General features: G+C 74.0%; 17 protein-coding genes and 1 riboswitch. Of the genes, 4 read left to right on the forward strand and 13 right to left on the reverse strand.

Features of this window, described 5'->3' with window-relative positions; genetic code table 11:
• Nucleotides 1-38: 38 nt before the first annotated feature.
• The 5 genes from ACFZCF_RS01535 to ACFZCF_RS01555 form a co-directional block, all read right to left on the reverse strand.
• Nucleotides 39-980, reverse strand: a complete 942-nt coding sequence (locus ACFZCF_RS01535) for an ROK family glucokinase (RefSeq protein ID WP_388439799.1) — start codon at nucleotides 978-980, stop codon at nucleotides 39-41.
• A 66-nt stretch (nucleotides 981-1,046) separates the two neighbouring features.
• Nucleotides 1,047-1,553 (reverse strand): DUF5304 domain-containing protein, encoded by a 507-nt coding sequence (locus ACFZCF_RS01540; protein ID WP_388439801.1) that lies wholly within the window; start codon nucleotides 1,551-1,553, stop codon nucleotides 1,047-1,049.
• A gap of 55 nt (nucleotides 1,554-1,608) precedes the next feature.
• Nucleotides 1,609-2,754, reverse strand: a complete 1,146-nt coding sequence (locus tag ACFZCF_RS01545; protein WP_391283871.1) for an ArsA-related P-loop ATPase — start codon at nucleotides 2,752-2,754, stop codon at nucleotides 1,609-1,611.
• Between the two features lie 69 nt (nucleotides 2,755-2,823).
• Nucleotides 2,824-3,264, reverse strand: a complete 441-nt coding sequence (locus tag ACFZCF_RS01550) for an SRPBCC family protein (RefSeq protein WP_388439806.1) — start codon at nucleotides 3,262-3,264, stop codon at nucleotides 2,824-2,826.
• 91 nt (nucleotides 3,265-3,355) lie between these two features.
• Nucleotides 3,356-4,123 (reverse strand): metallophosphoesterase, encoded by a 768-nt coding sequence (locus tag ACFZCF_RS01555; RefSeq protein WP_391283873.1) that lies wholly within the window; start codon nucleotides 4,121-4,123, stop codon nucleotides 3,356-3,358.
• A gap of 259 nt (nucleotides 4,124-4,382) precedes the next feature.
• On the opposite strand from ACFZCF_RS01555, the gene ACFZCF_RS01560 reads away from it, so the two are divergent.
• The gene (locus tag ACFZCF_RS01560; protein ID WP_388439811.1) at nucleotides 4,383-6,182 is read left to right on the forward strand and encodes an AMP-dependent synthetase/ligase; all 1,800 of its coding nucleotides are present in this window, start codon (nucleotides 4,383-4,385) and stop codon (nucleotides 6,180-6,182) included.
• Nucleotides 6,183-6,259: 77 nt separating this feature from the next.
• Here the strand turns inward: ACFZCF_RS01560 and ACFZCF_RS01565 are convergent, their stop codons facing one another.
• Nucleotides 6,260-7,402, reverse strand: a complete 1,143-nt coding sequence (locus ACFZCF_RS01565; RefSeq protein ID WP_391283876.1) for a glycosyltransferase — start codon at nucleotides 7,400-7,402, stop codon at nucleotides 6,260-6,262.
• Nucleotides 7,403-7,498: 96 nt separating this feature from the next.
• Between ACFZCF_RS01565 and ACFZCF_RS01570 the strand changes: the two genes are divergently transcribed.
• On the forward strand, nucleotides 7,499-8,776 hold the full coding sequence (locus ACFZCF_RS01570; RefSeq protein WP_388439817.1) for a glycosyltransferase 87 family protein: 1,278 nt from the start codon (nucleotides 7,499-7,501) through the stop codon (nucleotides 8,774-8,776).
• A gap of 91 nt (nucleotides 8,777-8,867) precedes the next feature.
• On the opposite strand, the gene ACFZCF_RS01575 is transcribed toward ACFZCF_RS01570, so the two are convergent.
• From ACFZCF_RS01575 to ACFZCF_RS01595, 5 genes are all read right to left on the reverse strand, one after another.
• Nucleotides 8,868-10,091: a hypothetical protein gene (locus ACFZCF_RS01575; RefSeq protein WP_391283879.1), complete on the reverse strand. Its 1,224-nt coding sequence runs from the start codon at nucleotides 10,089-10,091 to the stop codon at nucleotides 8,868-8,870.
• 60 nt (nucleotides 10,092-10,151) lie between these two features.
• Nucleotides 10,152-11,177, reverse strand: coding sequence for an NlpC/P60 family protein (locus ACFZCF_RS01580; RefSeq protein WP_388439824.1), 1,026 nt, complete (start codon nucleotides 11,175-11,177; stop codon nucleotides 10,152-10,154).
• A 188-nt stretch (nucleotides 11,178-11,365) separates the two neighbouring features.
• Nucleotides 11,366-12,412: an NlpC/P60 family protein gene (locus ACFZCF_RS01585; RefSeq protein WP_391283881.1), complete on the reverse strand. Its 1,047-nt coding sequence runs from the start codon at nucleotides 12,410-12,412 to the stop codon at nucleotides 11,366-11,368.
• Nucleotides 12,413-12,677: 265 nt separating this feature from the next.
• Nucleotides 12,678-14,042 (reverse strand): NYN domain-containing protein, encoded by a 1,365-nt coding sequence (locus ACFZCF_RS01590; RefSeq protein WP_388439829.1) that lies wholly within the window; start codon nucleotides 14,040-14,042, stop codon nucleotides 12,678-12,680.
• Nucleotides 14,043-14,076: 34 nt separating this feature from the next.
• A complete protein-coding gene (locus tag ACFZCF_RS01595) occupies nucleotides 14,077-14,319 on the reverse strand; it encodes a hypothetical protein (protein ID WP_360600295.1) in 243 nt (80 codons plus the stop codon).
• Nucleotides 14,320-14,478: 159 nt separating this feature from the next.
• Between ACFZCF_RS01595 and ACFZCF_RS01600 the strand changes: the two genes are divergently transcribed.
• Complete coding sequence (locus tag ACFZCF_RS01600) at nucleotides 14,479-15,213, forward strand: rhomboid family intramembrane serine protease (protein WP_391283883.1); 735 nt, start codon at nucleotides 14,479-14,481, stop codon at nucleotides 15,211-15,213.
• On the forward strand, nucleotides 15,210-15,491 hold the full coding sequence (locus ACFZCF_RS01605) for an Lrp/AsnC family transcriptional regulator (protein ID WP_030758121.1): 282 nt from the start codon (nucleotides 15,210-15,212) through the stop codon (nucleotides 15,489-15,491). The genes ACFZCF_RS01600 and ACFZCF_RS01605 overlap by 4 nt, the downstream gene beginning before the upstream one ends.
• Nucleotides 15,492-15,671: 180 nt before the next feature.
• Here ACFZCF_RS01605 and ACFZCF_RS01610 read toward each other — a convergent pair whose 3' ends face one another.
• Both ACFZCF_RS01610 and trpD read right to left on the reverse strand, forming a co-directional pair.
• Entirely contained in the window at nucleotides 15,672-17,099 is a 1,428-nt protein-coding gene (locus tag ACFZCF_RS01610; RefSeq protein WP_391283886.1) for an aminotransferase class V-fold PLP-dependent enzyme, read from the reverse strand.
• A 210-nt stretch (nucleotides 17,100-17,309) separates the two neighbouring features.
• Nucleotides 17,310-17,426, reverse strand: a riboswitch (SAM riboswitch).
• An 86-nt stretch (nucleotides 17,427-17,512) separates the two neighbouring features.
• Nucleotides 17,513-18,577, reverse strand: coding sequence for an anthranilate phosphoribosyltransferase (gene trpD / locus ACFZCF_RS01615; protein ID WP_388439839.1), 1,065 nt, complete (start codon nucleotides 18,575-18,577; stop codon nucleotides 17,513-17,515).
• Nucleotides 18,578-18,611: the final 34 nt, after the last annotated feature.

Here is an 18,611-nt window from a genome sequence, read left to right on the forward strand (position 1 = left end):
GGGGCGCGACGGGCATCGACCCGTGGGAACGCGGCGGTTCAGCCCTGGCGGGCCAGGTCCGCGGCGCCCACGAGACCGGCCTTGTTGCCGAGCTGCGCGGCGAGGACCTGCGCGTGCGGGCGGTAGCTGCCGCCGATCAGCCAGCGTCGGAAGGACTTCCGGATCGGGTCGAGCACGAGCTCGCCCTCGTCGGAGACGCCCCCGCCGACGATGAACGCGGACGGGTCGAAGAGCGAGGCGAGGTCGGCGAGACCGGCGCCGGCCCAGCGGGCCAGCTCGCGGAACGAGTCGACGGCGACGAGGTCGCCGGCGCGCGCGGCCTCGCTGACGTGCTTGCCCTGGATGCCCTCGGGGGTGCCGTCGCCGAGCGAGAGCAGGACCTTCGCGTTCTCGGGGGTCGCGGCGGCGCGCTGCCGGGCGTAGCGGACGAGGGCACGGCCGGAGGCGTACTGCTCCCAGCAGCCCTGGCTGCCGCAGCCGCAGAGCAGGCCGTCCGGGACGACCCGGATGTGGCCGAACTCGGCGGCGACGCCGAAGCGTCCGCGGCGGAGCTTGTTGCCGATGATGATGCCGCCGCCGAGGCCGGTGCCGAGGGTGATGCAGATGACGTCCTCGTGGCCCTGGCCGGCGCCGAAGCGGTACTCGCCCCAGGCCGCCGCGTTGGCGTCGTTCTCCACGACGACGGGGAGGCCGACGCGCTGTTCGACCTTGTCCTTCAGCGGCTCGTGGCGCCAGTCGATGTTCGGGGCGAAGAGGACGGTGGCCCGCTTGTCGTCGACGTAACCGGCCGCGCCGATGCCGACGGCCTCGATCCGGTGGCCCTTGCCGGCCTCGGACACGGCGGCGCAGATGGCGTCGACGATGCCCTCGGAGGTCGACGGGGTGGGCACCGTGTGCGTGTCGAGGATGCTGCCCTCCTCGTCGACCACGCCGGCCGCGATCTTCGTGCCGCCGATGTCGACGCCGATGGTGAGTCCCATGTGTCCCTCAGTTTTCGGTCGAGCCCCGCTAGGGCCCACCGTACCCGAGGGGAGGCGCCGTACCGATCAGTCCAGGTCGATGGGGCGGCCGGTGGCCGGGCCCTCGCCGCGGTCGTCGCGGTCCTCGGCCCCGGGCTCGGGCTTCGGCTCGCGGGGGGCGTCGGCCGCCTGGCGGGGGTCGTCCTCGTCGAGGCCGGGGCCGCGGGTCCAACGGGTCTCGTGGCCCTGGACGGCCGACCGGTAGGCGGCGAGGAGTTCGCTGCCGGCGGCGGCGAGGTGGTCGAAGACCTGCGGATTGCGCTCGATGACCGGCTCGACGGCGGCCTTGGCCTGGTCGACGAGGCCCCTGACGGTCTCGGCCGCCTGGGCGGCGGCGCCCGCGGCCTGGCCTCCGAAGAGCGGGGCGGCGGCGCCGAGACCTCCGGTGAGCTTCTCGGCGACGGCCTCGAAGAGCTTGCGGAACTCCTCGGCGGGCGAGCCGGGTTCCTCCCCGTGCCGCGCGCGGCGGCGGGCCCTCTCCGCCTCCAGGTCCTCGGCACACGCGTCGGCCCAGGGGTCCGGATCGCTGCTCATGGCGTACTCCTCCGTCGCTTCCCTTCCTTCGACGGTACACGCCCGGGGGCGGCGGTCAGGAGGGCTTGGGCCACAGTCCGGGGTCGGGGGCGAAGCGGATCGCGAGGTCGCCGTCGACGAGGCCCGCCCCGGTGACGGTGCAGCGGCGCAGGACGGGCGGGAGGGGCAGGGTGCGGCGGAAGGGTCCGGCGCCGAGGAGGAGTTCGTCGCCCCTGCGGACGAGGGAGAGGTCCTGCTTGGCGGCGCCGGGCAGCGGCACGTGCCAGACGAGGACGCCGTCCCGCTCGCGCCGGTCCTCGACGGTCGGGGCGGGCGCGGGGGCGGGCGGCGGGCCGGGGCGGGCGGTGGCGAGCAGGGCGAGGTCCTCGGGGCCGCGCGGCTCGCGGCCGAGGTGCGGCAGTTCGTGCAGGAGCTCTCCGGCGTCGGCGCGCAGGGTCGCGAGCCGGCGGTGCTGCTCGGCGGTGAGGGCGGCGAGCCAGGGGTCCTCGGAGGCGGCGGGCAGGAGCCGGTTGGCGATCACCGCGTCGAGGGCGAGGCCGTGCAGGGCGAGGCCGAGGCGGGCCTCGCGGAGGGCGGCGGTGGCGGCCGGGCCCGGTTCGAGGACGAGCCGGACGGTGGTACCGGGGGCTTCGACGACGGCCTGGACGGCGGCGAGTTCCCGCTCCCAGCGGGCGGTGGTCTCGTACAGCCACTGGGCGGGCATGGGGACGCCGGCGAGCTGGGCGAGCATCGGGCGCAGCGCGCGGGCAGCCTGGCGCTCGGGCGGCAGCAGTCGGCGGAGGTAGCGGCGGAGCTGTTCCGGGAGGGCGAGGACGGTCAGCGCCTCCCGCACGGGCGGGAGGTCGACGACGGCGAGGTCGTGGTCGCCGGCGGCGGCCTCGCGCAGCGCCCGGAGCAGGGCGAACTGGCGGCTGCCGGGCAGTTCGGTGAGTTCGGCGTCCTCGAAGGGCGCGGCGCCGAGGAGGTCGAGGACGGTCCCGGAGCGGGCCTGGAGGGCGAGGAACTCGCGCCGGAAGTCGCCGGCGGGGTCGGTCCGCAGCACGGTGAGCGTCGCGGGGGTGTCGTCCACGGCCGGGCCGGGGTCCGTGTCACCGGGGACGAGCAGGACGCGGCGGCCGGCGTGGGCCTCGGCGAGCGCGGTCGCGGCGGCGACCGTGCTCCGCCCGGCGCCGCCGGTTCCGGTGACGAGGATGATCCGCATACGGGTGACGCTATCGCGGCCCGGCCGGGGCCCGGTCTCCGGCCGGACGGCCGGGCGGGGCGGTGGGGTTCAGGCCTGGGACTCGACGCGCTTCTTCAGGCCGGCGAGGGCGCGGTCGATGATGACCTTCTCGGCCTTGCGCTTGATCATGCCGAGCATGGGGATCTTGACGTCGACGGTCAGCTGGTAGGTGACCTCGGTGCGGTCGCCGGCGAGCGGGGTGAGGCGGTAGGAGCCGTCGAGGGAGCGGAGCATCTGGGACTTCACGAGCGTCCAGCTGACCTCGTGGGCGCCGGTCCAGGTGTACGCGAGGGTGTGGTCGTCCTTGATCGCGCCGGCGTCGAGGACGAGCCGGACCTTCTCCGCGCGGCCGGCCTCGTCGGTGGAGAGGACCTCGGCCTGGGTGACCTCGCCGGTCCAGTCGGGGTAGCGGTCGAAGTCGGCGATCACGCCCATGACGTCGGCCGGCGCCGCCTCGATGGTGATGCTCGAGCTGGTGTGTTCGGCCATCGCGGTGGCTCCTCCACTGTGCGGTCCGGCGGAAGTCAAGGGGCACGGACACGTGCCGGGGGAAGGCTATCGCGCCCCCGTGCCGGCCCCGTCACCACTCCAGGGCGAAGGGGCGGCCGGTGGCGGCGAAGTGCCCGACGTTCACGCACTCGGTGGCGCCGATCCGCATGCGGCGGGCGAGCGGCTGGTGGACGTGGCCGAAGAGGGCGTAGCGGGGCCGGGTGCGGCGGATGGCGTCGAGGAGGGCGCGGCTGCCGCGTTCGAAGCGGCGGGCGACGGTGTCGTAGGTGAGGTCGGGGACCTCCGGCGGGATGTGGGTGCAGAGGACGTCGACCTCGCCGAGGGCCTCGACCTTGGCGGCGTACTCCTCGTCGGAGATCTCGTACGGGGTGCGCATCGGGGTGCGCAGGCCGCCGCCGACGAAGCCGAAGACGAGGCCGCCGATCTCGACGCTCCGGCCGTCGAGGACGGTGGTGCCGGGGCGGGCGTACTCGGGCCAGAGGGTGGGGAGGTCGACGTTGCCGTAGGTGGCGTAGGTGGGGGTGGGGAGGGCGGCGAAGAGTTCGGCGTACTGGCGGCGGACGGCGGCCTCGATGGCGGTGTCGCGGTCGACGTCGAGCCCGGCCCAGAGGCTGCGGCCCAGGTCGCGGGCCTCGTCGAAGCGGCGGGCGGTGCGCAGCTCGACGAGCCGGTCGGCGTTGGCCGTGCCGAAGAGGTCGGGGAAGATGCCCCGGCTGTGGTCGGCGTAGTCGAGGAAGAGGACCAGATCGCCGAGGCATATGAGGGCGTCGGCACCGTCCCCCGCCCGGGCGAGGGCGTCGGTGTTGCCGTGCACGTCGCTGACCACGTGGACTCGCATGGATCCCACCTTAGGGCGTCGGACCTGCGGTTACTTGGGAGTCCTGAAAGCCGTGGATTACTGTGCGGGGAGGGCCGTCACGCTGGTGTGACGCAGAGAACATCTGGCCGGAACCCCCTATCGGGAACCACGTACTGGTGGGTAACGTCCGGGCAGTCCACAGTCGTGCTCGCCCCCACCGAGCACCTGCCCGATCATGGACCGCACTGGTGCATCCACACAGAGCCGTGGCACCGGAGCCCGATGAGGAGCAGCAGTCTTGCGCGAGTTCAGCCTTCCGGCCCTGTACGAGGTCCCCTCGGACGGCAACCTGACGGATCTCATCCGCCGCAACGCCTCCCAGCACCCAGACGTCGCCGTGATGGCCCGCAAGGCCGTCGGCGGCGGGTGGACGGACGTGACCGCCAAGGAGTTCCTCGCCGAGGTCCGCGGGGCCGCCAAGGGGCTGATCGCCGCCGGGGTCGGGGTGGGCGACCGCGTCGCGCTGCTCTCCCGCACCCGCTACGAGTGGGTGCTGCTGGACTTCGCGATCTGGAGCGCCGGCGCGGTGACCGTGCCGGTGTACGAGACCAGCTCGCCGGAGCAGATCCAGTGGATCCTCGGCGACTCGGGCGCCTCGGTGGCGATCGTGGAGTCGGCCGCGCACCAGGCGTCGGTGGAGTCCGTGCGCGGCGAGCTGCCGGCGCTGACGGGACTGTGGCAGATCGAGGACGGCGCGGTCGCCGCCCTGACCGCCTCCGGCGCGGAGGTCTCGGACGAGGCCCTGGACGCCCGGATGTCGGCGGCGAACGCCGACGACCCGGCCACCATCGTCTACACCTCGGGCACCACCGGCCGCCCCAAGGGCTGCGTGCTGACCCACCGGGCCTTCTTCGCCGAGTGCGGGAACGTGGTGGAGCGCCTGAAGCCGCTCTTCCGCACCGGGGAGTCCTCGGTGCTGCTCTTCCTGCCCGCCGCGCACGTCTTCGGCCGGCTGATCGAGGTGGCCTCGGTGATGGCCCCGATCCGCCTGGGCTGTCTCCCGGACATCAAGACCCTCACGGACGAGCTTGCCTCCTTCCGGCCGACGCTGATCCTCGGCGTCCCGCGCGTCTTCGAGAAGGTCTACAACTCGGCGCGGGCCAAGGCGCAGGCCGACGGCAAGGGCAAGATCTTCGACAAGGCCGCGCACACGGCCATCGCCTACAGCCGCGCGCTCGCCACCCCGCAGGGTCCTTCGCTCGGCCTGCGGCTCAAGCACAAGCTCTTCGACAAGCTGGTCTTCTCCAAGCTGCGGGCGGTACTCGGCGGCCGGGGCGAGTACGCGATCTCCGGCGGCGCGCCGCTCGGCGAGCGGCTGGGCCACTTCTTCCGCGGCATCGGCTTCACCGTCCTGGAGGGCTACGGCCTGACGGAGTCGTGCGCGGCCACCGCCTTCAACCCGTGGGACCGCCCGAAGATCGGCACCGTCGGCCAGCCGCTGCCCGGTTCGGTGGTGCGGATCGCGGACGACGGCGAGGTGCTGCTGCACGGCGAGCACATCTTCACGAAGTACTGGAACAACGAGGCCGCGACCGCCGAGGCGCTGGCCGACGGCTGGTTCCACACCGGTGACATCGGCACCCTCGACGAGGACGGCTACCTCGCGATCACCGGCCGCAAGAAGGAGATCCTGGTGACGGCGGGCGGCAAGAACGTCGCCCCCGCGGTCATCGAGGACCGGATCCGCGCCCACGCGCTGGTCGCGGAGTGCATGGTGGTCGGCGACGGCCGCCCGTTCGTCGGCGCCCTGGTCACCCTGGACGAGGAGTTCCTGGGCCGCTGGGCGGGCGAGCACGGCAAGCCGGCCGGCGTCACCGCCGCCGTCCTGCGCGACGACCCGGACCTGCTCGCCGAGGTCCAGCGGGCGGTCGACGACGGCAACGCCGCGGTCTCCAAGGCGGAGTCGGTCCGCAAGTTCCGCGTCCTGGCCGCCCAGTTCACCGAGGAGGCGGGCCACATCACCCCGTCGCTGAAGCTGAAGCGGAACGTGGTGGCGAAGGACTTCGCGGACGAGATCGAGGCGCTCTACACGAAGTGAGTCCACGCGGAAGGGGCCCGGCGCACCCGCGCCGGGCCCCTTCCGCGTGCCTCACGGCAGGCTCCCCCCGAGGGGGGTCACAGCAGTTCCCTCAGCCGTTCCGCCAGCAGGTCCCAGCGCCACTTCTCCTCCACCCAGGCGCGGCCCCGCTCGCCCATGCGGGCGCGGAGCTCGGGGTCGAGCAGGAGGGTGGTGACGCGGTCCGCGGTGTCCTCGACGGACTCGCCGCGGACGACCCAGCCCGTCTCGCCGTCGAGGACGGCGTCGGGAGCGCCGCCGGAGTCGCCGGCGACGACCGGCAGTCCGGTCGCGGAGGCCTCCAGGTAGACGATGCCGAGCCCCTCGACGTCGAGGCCGCCGCGGCGGGTGCGGCAGGGCATGGCGAAGACGTCGCCGGCGCCGTAGTGGGCGGGCAGCTCCGACCAGGGCACGGCGCCTGTGAAGCGGACCGAGGCGGCGACGCCCGTCTCGGCGGCGAGCCGGCGCAGCTCCTTCTCGTACGGGCCGCCGCCGACAATCAGCAGGACGGCGTCGGGCACCCGCCGCAGGATCCGGGGCAGGGCGCGGATCAGGGTGTCCTGGCCCTTGCGCGGGACGAGCCGGGAGACGCAGACCACGACGGGCCGGTCGGTGAGGCCGAGGCGGGCCCTGACCTCGGCCCCGCCGGAGCCGGGGTGGAAGGTCTTCTCGTCGACGCCGGGCGGCAGCTGCACCATGCGGGCGGCGGCGGCCGGGGTCAGCGCGGACGCGATGCGGGAGCGGGTGTACTCGCCGAGGTAGGTGATCGTGTCCGTGCCCTCGCCGATCCGGCGCAGCAGCTGCCGGGCGGCGGGCAGCTGGGCCCAGCCGGCCTCGTGCCCGTGGGTGGTGGCGACCAGCCGCCGCGCACCGGCCCGGCGCAGCGCGGGCGCCATCAGACCGAGCGGGGCCGCGGCCCCGAACCAGACCGACTCGCAGCCGTGCTCGCGCAGCAGCGCGGTGGCCCGGGCGGTCACGCGTGGTGTGGGCAACAGCATGGTGGTGCGGTCCCGGACAACCGTGAAAGGCTGTTCCGCGTCGAACAGAGCGGTGGCCTCCGCGCCTTCGCGGCCGCGCTTCCAGGTGGAGGCGTAGACCACGAGCCGGTCGGGGTCCAGTCGCAACGCCATGTTGTGCAGGAACGCCTGGATTCCGCCGGGACGCGGCGGGAAGTCGTTGGTTACGATCAGGGTCTTGTGCATCGTGACAGACAGTACGTGATGGCCTGCGATCGCACCCCACGCCCGGCACCACCCCTCTCCGCGCGAGCGGACCGACAGGACAGGAACAGGACAGGTATGACGGGCGCAGTGGAGACGGGCTCGCGCACGGCCGGGCGACTGCGGGACATGCGTCTTCCGCTGGGACTGTGGGCGCTGACCAGGATCATCCTGCTGATCTGCGTCTTCAAGATCGTGGTGGTGCCCGGCCCCGACGTCACCAGCGACGTGGAGCAGATCTACCAGAGCTGGTACGAGGTCCTGAAGACCGGCACGTACCCGCAGGACGACGTCACCTGGCAGTACCCGCCGGCGGCGGCCCTCGCGATCCTCTCCCCCGCCCTGCTGCCGTTCCTGAACTACGCGGCCGCGTTCTTCGTGCTGGCCTTCCTCTGCGACGCCGCCGTCTTCGGGCTGCTCCTGTACACGGGCGGGCGGCCCGGCCGGTCGCCGCGCGGCGCCTGGCTGTGGCTGGCGGCGGTGCCGCTGATGGGCCCGACCGCGTACGCCCGCTACGACATCATGGTCACCGCCGTGGCCGTGGCGGGGCTGCTCGCCGCGATCCGCAGCCCGCGGGTGCTGGGCGCGCTCGCCGGTTTCGGCGCGGTCCTCAAGGTGTGGCCGGCGCTGATCCTCGCGGGCACCCCGAAGGGCCGGGCGACCTGGCGCTCCTGGCCGGTCGCGGCCGGCACGGCGGTGGGCGTCCTGGCGCTGTGCATGGTGTGGATGCCGGGCGGGCTCGCGTTCCTCTCCTTCCAGAGCGAGCGGGGCACCGAGGTCGAGTCGCTCGGTGCGATGGTCTTCCACGTGGCCCGGCACTTCGGCTGGGACGGCGAGGCGCGGATGAACTACGGCTCGATCGAGTTCCTCGGCCCGTACGTCTCCTGGGTGTCGAAGGGCGCGATGGCGCTGACGGTGGCGGCCTTCGGCTGGCTGCTGCTGTGGCGCTTCAAGGCGCGCCGTTTCACCTCCTCGACGGTCGCGGACGCGGCCTTCGTCGCCGTGCTGCTCTTCACCGCGACGAGCCGGGTGATCTCCCCCCAGTACATGATCTGGCTGGTCGGCCTGGCGGCGGTCTGCCTGGTGTACCGCTCCAGCCGGATGCGGACGCCGGCGTACCTGATCCTGTGGGCGACGGCCGTGACGCAGTTCGAGTTCCCGGTCTGGTTCTCGCACGTGACCCAGAGCGACTGGCTGGGGATCGGCGTGCTGTTCCTCCGCAACGGCCTGCTGATCGCGGCGACCCTCATGGCCTGCCGGATCCTGTGGAAGCACACCGTCACCGAGGCCGGCACGGTCATCCCGGTCCCGGAGGGCCGGCCGGAGCGCGAGAAGGTCCTGACGGGCTCGGCCTGAGCGCCCCGAGCCGCGTCGCGGTCCCGGCGACGGCCGCCCTCCCGTCGGCCGGGGCCGGGGAGGGCCGGCTCGCCGAGCCCGGCGCCCGCCCTCAGCCGAGCTGAGCCCGCAGATACGTCCGCCACTCCGCGGTGAATCGTTCCGGCGTCGTCGCCAGGACCTTGTGCAGGGCGTTCTCCACCGCGCCCTCCCTGCCCGGGTGCGCGCCCACCTCCCGGTAGAAGGCGGTGAGGCGGTCCTCGCCCCAGCGGTCGGCGATCATCGCGCAGGCGAGCCAGCCGCTCTCGTACGCGCGGGCCAGGGCCTCCCCGTCGCCGCCGAAGCCGAAGTCGGCGTCCTCGGGGAGCGCGGCGGGCGCGTCCCCCGCCCGCACGGCACGGCGCAGCTCGGGGGCGGCCTGGGCGGGGGTGCGGCCGGCGCCCCGGTAGGCGACCCAGTCGGCGAAGCCCTCGGAGAGCCAGACCGGGGTGGACGGCGAGGTGTGGGCGCGGGTGGCGACGTGGACGGCCTCGTGGGTGAGGATCAGCTCCCGGCCGAAGTCGCCGAGCATCCCGTACGCCTCCGGATTGACGATCACGCGGTCCGCGGGCGCGTCCGGCCGGCGCCCGGTCTCGCCGGTGGTGACGGCCGCTATCCCCCGGTACTGCGCGCCGTCCACCGCGAGCAGCCCGCCCATGTCGTCGAGCGAGGCGGGGACGAGGACCAGCACCCGGCGGGCCCAGCCGGGGCTCCAGACGGCGTCGACGGCGGGCACCGCCCGGTCGGCGAGCCGGGCGATCTCGGCGAGCCGCTTCCGGTCCTGGCCGACGCCGAGGACGAGGGAGCGGGCGCCGCGCACCGCGGTGACCTCGCCCTGCTCCCAGAGCCGCACGGGGGCGCCCTCGGCGGGCCGCTCCCCCGTCACGTACCAGCGCCCGTCCCGCTCGGTGAGGTCGACGAGCCGGCCGGCGGCGGAGGGGCCGGGGTCGTAGCCCTCGACGCGGTGGCCGCGCTCGACGCGGGCGGTGAGCCGGCCCTCGCCGGTCCGGTCGACTCCGGTGACGCGGTAGGACCAGCCGGCGAGCGGGACGGCGGCCAGCCGGCGGAACTCGGTGCGCGCCTCGGCGCGGTACGAGGGGGCGACGGCCGCCAGCCAGGCGGTCTCGTCACGGTCGAGGAGGGCCTCGGCGTGCCGGTCGAGCAGGGCCCGCACCTCGCGGAGGGCCGGGTCGGCGGGCGGGCCGGCGGTGGAGCAGCCGACGAGCGCGGCGAGGGCGAGGACGAGCGCGAGCAGCGCGGCTCCCGGCCTCCGTGTCCCGCTCCCCTGTTCCCGCACGGGTCCGATCGTACGGAAGGGTGGCGGCGCGGCGCCTCCCGATGGGGGCGCCGGGCGGGCTCAGGGCCGGGTCACCGTCACGTGCGACATCATGTTCACCGGGTCGTAGCGGACCCGGGCGCCCGGGTAGGGGGCGTGGATGACCTGCCCGTTCCCGGCGTAGATGGCGACATGGCTGGCGTCGCCGCGGTAGGTGACGAGGTCGCCGGGCTGCGCCTGGGAGAGCGGCACCTGTCGGCCCGCGTGCCGTTGGGCGGCCGAGGTGCGCGGCAGGCTGATCCCGGCCTGCCGGTACGACCAGACCATCAGTCCCGAGCAGTCGAAGGCGGTCGGGCCGGTGGCGCCCCAGACGTACGGCTTGCCGACGGCGCTGCGGGCGGCGAGCACCGCGGCGGCGGCCCGGGAGTCGGCCGGGCCGAGGTCGGCGGGCGGCGGCGGTTCCTCGCCGGGAGCGCCGGCCCGGCCGCCGGAGCGGGAGGCCCGCTCGTAGTCGGCGCGCTCGGCGGCGGTCAGGGAGGCGAGGAGGCGGCGGGCCTCGGCGAGCTTGCGCTCCACGGACCGCTTGTGGCGGGCCACCTCGGCGCGGCTGCGCTCCAGCTCGGCGAGGGCGGCCCGGCCCTCGGCGCGCTCCTGGTCGAGGCGATGTCGCTCCTGCCGGAGCTCGGTGAGGGCGGCGGTCTGCCGGGCGGTGACCCGGTCGAGGACGGAGGCCCGGTCGAGGTAGCTGTCCGGGTCGGAGGAGAGCAGCAGGTCGAGGGTGGGGTCGAGGCCGCCGGAGCGGTACTGGGCGCCGGCGAGGGCGCCGAGGGCGCCCCGCATCCGGTTGATGCGTTCCTGGCCGCGGGCGAGGCTGTCCTGGGCCCGGCCGACCTTGCGGCGCAGCGCGTCGGCCTTCTCGTCGGCCCGGTTGTAGCTCTCGGTGGCGCGTTCGGCCTCCTCGTAGAGCCGGTCGACCCTGGCGCGGGTGGCCTCGGTGCCGGCGCCCGGGTCGGCGCTCGCGGGGACGGCGCCGAGGGAGGCCGCCGCGGTGGCCGCGGCGGCGGCGGTCAGGACGGTGACCCGGGCGGGTCGGCGGTGGGTGGCCACGGCTCGCGCTCTTTCGTTCGGCTCGTGCGGACTGGCGCGGCAGACAGTAGCCGCTCCCTCCCTCGCGTCCAACGAAGGCGCCGGGTACACAAAATGACGCCCCGCCGGAGATCACGAGGTCACCGGCGGGGCGTCAGGTCAGCGGAGTGTGCGCCGAACCACCCGTTCGGGCGGCACGGCCGGGCGGGTCAGCCGCCGATGCGGACACCGAACTGGAAGGTGCCCATGTAGTTCATGGACTCGTAGCGGACCACGGCGCCCGGCTTGGGGGCGTGCAGGATCGTGTTGTTGCCCGCGTACAGGCCGACGTGCGACAGGCCGTTGAAGAAGACCAGGTCGCCGGGCTTGAGCTGGCTGCGGCCGATCCTCACGCCGTCGTTCTGCTGGGTGTAGGTGGTGCGGCTGAGGCCGGCGCCGGCCTGGCGGTAGGCCCACTGGGTCAGACCGGAGCAGTCGTACGCGTTGGGGCCCTCGGCGCCGGAGACGTACGGCTTGCCCAGCTGGGTGGCGGCGGCGGAGAGCGCGGCGGCGCCGAGGCCGCTGGCCGGGGCCTCGTTGCCGAGGTCGAGGCGGGGGGCGGCGGCGCGGGAGGCGCGCTCGGCCTCGGCCCGCTCCTGCTGCTGGATGCGGGCGCGCTCCTCGGCGGTGAGGGTGTTGAGGAGCGTGCGGGCGTCGGCGAGCTTGCCCTGGATCTTCTTCTTCTTCTCGGCGAGCGTCTTGCGGACCTCTTCGAGGTCGCCGAGCTTGGCGGTGGCCTCGGCGCGCTGCTGGGCGAGGCTGCGCTGCTTGTCCTGGATGGCGGCGAGGACATCGGCCTGCTGGTCGGTGACCCGGCCGATGGCGGACGCCTTGTCCAGGTAGTCGTCCGGGTTCGCGGAGAGGAAGAGCTGGAGCGCCGGGTCGATGCCGCCGGAGCGGTACTGGGCGCTGGCGACCGAACCGATCTGGTCCCGGAGGGTGTTCAGCTCCTGCTGACCACGGGCCACCCGGTCCTGGATCTGGCCGATCTCCTTCTGCAGCTTGCCGCGGCGCTCCTCGGCCAGGCTGTGCTGCTCCGTGGCCTCCTCGGCCTCGTGGTAGAGCTTGTCGACCTTCGACTTGACTTCGTCGATCTTCGGCTTGGGGGCCGCCTGGGCTCCGGTCTGGGCGGAGAACGCGACGGCGGCGGCCGCGGTCGCGGTGAGCACGGTCACACGGGTGCGGCTCGGCTGCTTGGGTCGACGGTGGGACGCCACGAAGGCGAGCTCCTTCTTCCTCGAGCCGCCCGGCCGGTCAGGGGCAGGCGGTTCCTCCACGGACCACCCTGTTGGGCGATCAACCGCGCGGAGGTTCGAGGCCCGACCCTAGTGACCAAGTTGTGATCAGTTCAAATCCCGCTGGCAAAAAACTCGCTCACGCACCACTTTATTTACGCGCATCACACCGCGCGTGACGGGGACTTGACGGATTGCCATCCATAAATCGGGCATAGAGCTCAAGAGTTGCGTGCCGGGCGAGTCGTTACGAGAGTCGCGAAAGCCGCTTCAGGAGCAGAGCCGACGCCACCGGCCGCGCACCCGCCTTCGCGACGCCGTCCGCCACCTCGCGGTCGGTGGAGACCACCACGACCGGCCGGCCCGGCGGTTCCGCCCGCACCAGCTGGCGGATCAACTCGTCGGCCGTGACCCCGGGCTTGGAGAACAGCACCCGCACCCCGCGCGGCGGCGCCAGGAGCACCGGCGCCGCCAGCTCGGCGCCGTCGAAGACACAGGTGACCTCGGCGCCCGAACGGGCCGCGAGGGCGGAGAGCCCGCCGAGCAGCCGCAGCCGCTGCTTCTCCAACGGCATCGTCGGGTAGCCGGTCTTGGTGACGTTGTAGCCGTCGACGACCAGATGGGTCTGCGGCAGCTCCAACAGCTGGTCCAGCAGGGCCGGATCGGTCTCCGACAGGGCGCGGGCCGCGATGTCCTTCGGCGACATCCGCCCCGGCTCCACCGCGTCCACGGTGTCCGCCGGGTGCACCGACACGGGCGGCAGGGCCAGTTCGCGCCGCAGCCCCTGGGCCGCGTCGAGGACGGTGTCGAGCAGCAGCCGCAGCCGCATGTCCTCCACCGAGCGCCCCTCGCGGGCGGCCCGGCGGCTCGCCTCCAGGGCCGCCTCGACCTCGCCGAGCCGGGCCTTGAGCCGGCGCGACTCGCTCTCGGCGGCGGAGACCTGGGCGGCCGACTCGGAGCGGACCGCCTCGATCTCGCCCTGGACGCGCCGCAGCGCCGCCTCGCCGCGCTTCACGTCGCTCTGGGCGCTGCGCAGCTTGCGCTGAAGCGATTCGGCTTCCTTGCGGGCGGCCTCCAGGTCGTGCCGGAGCTGCTCGGTCTCGTCCCGGGTCCGCTCGCGGGCGGCGGCCAACTCCTCGCGGAGCCGCTCCAGCTCGCGCCGGCCGGCCTCGTCGGCCCGCTCGGCGTCGGCGCGCTGGACCTCCTCGCCGGCGGCGGCCACCAGCTTGGCCCAGCCGGTCGGGCGCAGCACGTACGCCGCCGCGGCCACGTCGACGGGGTCGGCGGCGGCGGGCGGGGTGCCGCCCTCCACGGCAGCGGCCAGCTCCGGCTGGGCCTGCTTGAACCGTTCGCCGATCCGCTGCCGGAAGAGCGGGTCCCCCTCCAGGGCGGCGGCCATGGCGTTGCCGGCGAACTTGGCGCGCCGACTCGCGGTGAAGCGGGCGTACTGGCGCAGGGGCGCGGGCAGCTCGGCGACGGTGAGGCCGCCGAAGGCGTCGGCGACCAGCGCGATCACCCGCCGCCGCACCCCCTCCGGCAGGGGATGGTCGAGCGTCTCGGCAGCGTCACCTGCCGCGCCGGCCGGTTCGCCACCGTGCGCGGACTGCTCCACGATCCGTCACCCCTACTGTCGTCGGCGCCGTCCGTCAGGACTCGACGCCCGGCTTGTCCACCAGTTCGATCTGGTCCACCGCGTTGCACCAGCGGCAGCGGACCGACTCGATGGTCTCACTGAGCACCTCGCGCTCCTCGACCTTGGGCTCCCCGGCGAGGTCCAGATGGACGTACTCGACGACCTTGGACGAGCGCGTCACGTCGAAGCGGGTCAGGTTGCCGCACAGGGTGCAGCGCCAGCGGGTCTCCTCGGTCGGCAGGGGAACCGTCGTCATGTGCCGTCCTTCTTCCTGTCGTGGTGGTACCAGGTACGGGAGCCGCGGTGCGCCGTCGGACTGCGGTGCTCGATCCCGTAACCCTACGGCCTCACCGGACGGCGCCCGGCCCGGCGAGGCACTCTGTCCACTTCGTCCCTCTTGGGCCATGATCTGTCCATGATCGACTGGCGAGCCACGGCCCTGGGCGCCTACCGGGGCCTCCGGACCGGACCCGCGGTGACGTACGGACTGATCGCCGCCTGCTGTCTCCTCTTCATTGTCAGCCCGGTCTCCGGCCTGAACCCGTCGTACGGGACCGGGGACGAGGTGCTGGCGGCGCAGAGCGCGTACTTCCGGCGGTGGGGGGTGGTGCCGGCCGAGCTGACCCGGGGCGACCCGGGCGCCCTGCTCACCCCCTTCACCGCCCTCTTCGTGCACGGCGGCTGGCTCCACCTGCTCGGCAACATGCTCTTCCTGTGGGTCTTCGGGGCGATGGCCGAGGAGCGGATGGGGCACGCCGAGTTCGCCCTCTTCTACCTGGGCACCGGCTACCTCGCCCTGCTGGGCTACGCGGTGGCGCACGCCGACAGCGGGCAGACCCTGGTCGGCGCCTCGGGGGCGATCTCCGCGGTGCTCGGGGCCTTCCTCTTCCTCTTCCCCCGCTCCCGGGTCACCAGCCTCTTCCCCTTCCTCTTCTTCCTGCCGCTGCGCTTCCCGGCCTGGGCGGTGCTCGTCTTCTGGTTCACGCTCCAGTGGCTGGCCGCGCGCTCCGCGGGCGCGGGCCCCGGGGTCGCCTATCTGGCCCACGTGGTGGGGTTCTCGGTCGGCTTCCTCTACGCCTGGGTGCGGTTCCGGGGTGGGGATAGAGTGAAAACCCCAGCAGCGGCGACCGAGGGAGACAGCCAGCCGTGATCACCGCGATCGTCCTCATCAAGACCAGCGTGGACCGCATCCCCGAGATCGCGGAGTCGATCGCCGCGCTCGACAACGTCAGCGAGGTCTTCTCGGTGACCGGTACGTACGACCTCATCGCGATGGTCCGGGTGCCGCGCCACGACGACCTGGCCGAGGTCATCCCCGGCCGGATCAGCAAGATCCCGGGCGTCGAGGGCACCGACACCCACGTGGCCTTCCGCACGTACTCGCAGCACGATCTGGAGGCGGCCTTCGCCATCGGCCTGGAGTCCTGAGCCGGGGCCGAAGGCGGACCACCGCCGGCGTCGCCCCGGCGACGCCGGCGTCGTCGCGGCCCCTCCTCCCGTGCCCGCACGTGTCTTCGAAGAGTGATCACGCACCGCGAGTCGACCGGCGTCGGACGGCCCGCGGACGGGCCCGACGCGGGAGCCGGCGCGTGGCCCGAACCGGTCGGGTCAGCCGCGGTCGGGGACGCAGCGACCGTCCTCCGTGCGGTACTTCCACTGGGCGCCATCGCTGACGAGCTCCTTCACGGCGCCGAGGAAACGCTCGACGTGCTCGTCCGGCGTACCGGCACCGAAGCTGACGCGGATGGCGTTCAGGGAACGCTCCCCCGGGGCGGCCGCCTCGGGAGCGCCGCACTCGCCCGGGTCCTGGGGGTCCGAGCCGAGGAGGGTGCGGACCAGCGGGTGGGCGCAGAACAGGCCGTCGCGGACGCCGATGCCGTACTCCGCGGAGAGGGCAGCGGCGAAGTGGGAGCTGTTCCAGCCCTCGACGACGAAGGAGATGACTCCGACGCGCGGGGCGTCGTCGCCGAAGAGGGAGAGGACGCGGACCTCGGGGACCTCGGCGAGGCCGGCGCGGACGGTGTCGATGAGGTGCCGCTCGCGGGCGACGAGGGCGTCGAAGCCGGCCTCGGTGAGCGCCTTGCAGGCGGAGGCGATGGAGTAGACGCCGATGACGTTCGGGGAGCCGGCCTCGTGGCGGGCGGCGGTGGTGTGCCACTCGACGTCCACGCCCCCGGCCCCCTCCCCGCCGACGCGTCGCGTGACCGTGCGGGAGGCGCCGCCGCCGGCCAGGTAGGGCTCGGCGGCCTGGAGCCAGTCGGCGCGGCCCGCGAGGACACCGGAGCCGAAGGGCGCGTACAGCTTGTGTCCGGAGAAGGCGACCCAGTCGACGTCCAGATCCTTCACCGACACCGGGTGGTGGGGGGCGAGCTGGGCGGCGTCCAGGACGATCCGGGCGCCGTGCGCGTGGGCGGCGGCGGCGAGTTCGCGCACCGGCCACAGCTCGCCGGTCACGTTGGAGGCGCCGGTGACGCAGACCAGGGCGGGGCCGTGGGGGTCGCGGTCGGCGAGGGCCCGCTCCAGGGTCTCGACGGCCTGCGCCGGGGTGCGCGGGGCGTCGAGGTACGTCACCCGGGCGTCGCGCCAGGGCAGCAGGGAGGCGTGGTGCTCGGTCTCGAAGACGAAGACCCGGCAGTCGGCGGGGACCACCTGGGCGAGCAGGTTGAGCGAGTCGGTGGTGGACCGGGTGAAGACGACCTGGTCGCCGTCGCGGCAGTCGAGGAACGCGGCGACGGTGGCGCGGCTCTGCTCGAAGAGGTCGGTGGAGAGCTGGGAGAGGTAGCCGGCGCCCCGGTGCACGCTGCCGTAGTACGGCGCGTAGGCGGCGACGTCGTCCCAGACGCGCTGGAGGGCGGGGGCGCTGGCCGCGTAGTCGAGGGCCGCGTAGGTGACCTCGCCGCCGGTGACGAGCGGGACGGTGACGTCCCGGCCGAGCACGGGCAGCGGCCCGGTGCAGCAGGCCTCGGCGGTCTCGCCGGTCTCGGCGGCGGTGTCGGCGGCGGCGATATCGGCGGAGGCGTGCGGGCGTGCGGACATGGCGGTATCTCCCGGCGTTCAGGCGAGTGGCGTGAAGGACCCGCAGGGCGACGCCGACCGGCGTACCGCGTACGGGTGTTGGCCTCGACGCGCGACACCGAAGGAGACGGGGGCCGCACGGAGGTGGGAAGAAGGGGCCGGAGGCCCTAGCGCATTCGCTTGCTCACGAAACCGCTCCCTCGAGGACCAGGACCCCAGGGATGGCGCAGGGGTCCGCGCTTGCCGAGGACCTTGCTGTCCACGGCCTGGTCTTCACCCGGGGCACCCCGCCACGGACGGAGGGTTGCCGGACAGCCAGCCGGGGCTTGAGGGCTGTCACTCATGACCTGTCGCCGAACGTATGCCACCGCTCGCGGTCCGCGCAACCCCGTCCGCATTCCGGAACGGGGGTCGCGCGGACCGCGGCGGGCGACTCAGGCGTTGCTGACGGCGATCCAGCGGTCCAGGGCCGCGCGGGCGGAACCGGAGTCGATCGACTCGGCGGCCCGCGCCATCCCGGCCCTCAGCTGCTCCGCGAGGGTGCCCTCGCCCGGCTCCAGGGCCGTGAGCGCCGCCGCCGCGTTGAGCAGCACGGCGTCCCGTACGGGACCGGTCTCGCCGGCCAGGAGGCGGCGGGCCACGTCGGCGTTGAAGGAGGCGTCGGCGCCGCGCAGCGCCTCCAGCGGCGCGTAGTCGACGCCGACGTCCTTCGGGTCGAAGACCTCCTCGCGGACGGCGCCGTCCCGGACCACCCACACCCGGGAGGTGCCGGTGATGGTCAGTTCGTCCAGGCCGTCGTCGCCGCGGAAGACCAGGGCCGAGTTGCCGCGCTCGGCGAGGACGCCGGCGACGATCGGCGCCATCCGAGGGTCGGCGACGCCGACGGCCTGGGCGCGCACCCGGGCCGGGTTGGTGAGCGGGCCGAGCACGTTGAAGGTGGTGCGGATGCCGAGCTGGCCGCGGGCGGCGGCGACGTGCCGCAGCGAGGGGTGGAACCTCACCGCGAAGCACATGGTGATGCCGGCCTCCTCGGCGACCTCGGCCACCCGCGCGGGGGTGAGGTCGAGGTTGATGCCGAGCTTCTCCAAGACGTCGGAGGAGCCGGAGGCGGAGGAGGCGGCGCGGTTGCCGTGCTTGACGACCTTGGTGCCGGTGCCGGCGACGACGATCGAGGCCATCGTGGAGATGTTGACGGTCTTGGCGCCGTCGCCGCCGGTGCCGACGATGTCGACGGCCGGTCCCGGCACCTCGATGGTGTTGGCGTGCGCGTACATCGTCCGGACGAGCCCGCTGATCTCCTCGACGGTCTCGCCCTTGGCCCGGAGCGCCACCATGAAGCCGGCGATCTGGGCGTCGGTCGCCTCGCCGCTCATGATGAGGTCCATCGCCCAGGCGGTGTCGTCGGCGGAGAGGTCCTTCCCCTCCAGGAGGCCGTTCAGGAGGACGGGCCAGGAGCGGCCCGCCGTGGTAGGTCCTCCAGCGGGGGTCACAGCGCTCATGGCAGCTCCTGGTGATCGTGCGTCGGATGCGGGG

This window comes from Streptomyces sp. NPDC007945 (assembly GCF_042958885.1).
Taxonomy (GTDB): domain Bacteria; phylum Actinomycetota; class Actinomycetes; order Streptomycetales; family Streptomycetaceae; genus Streptomyces.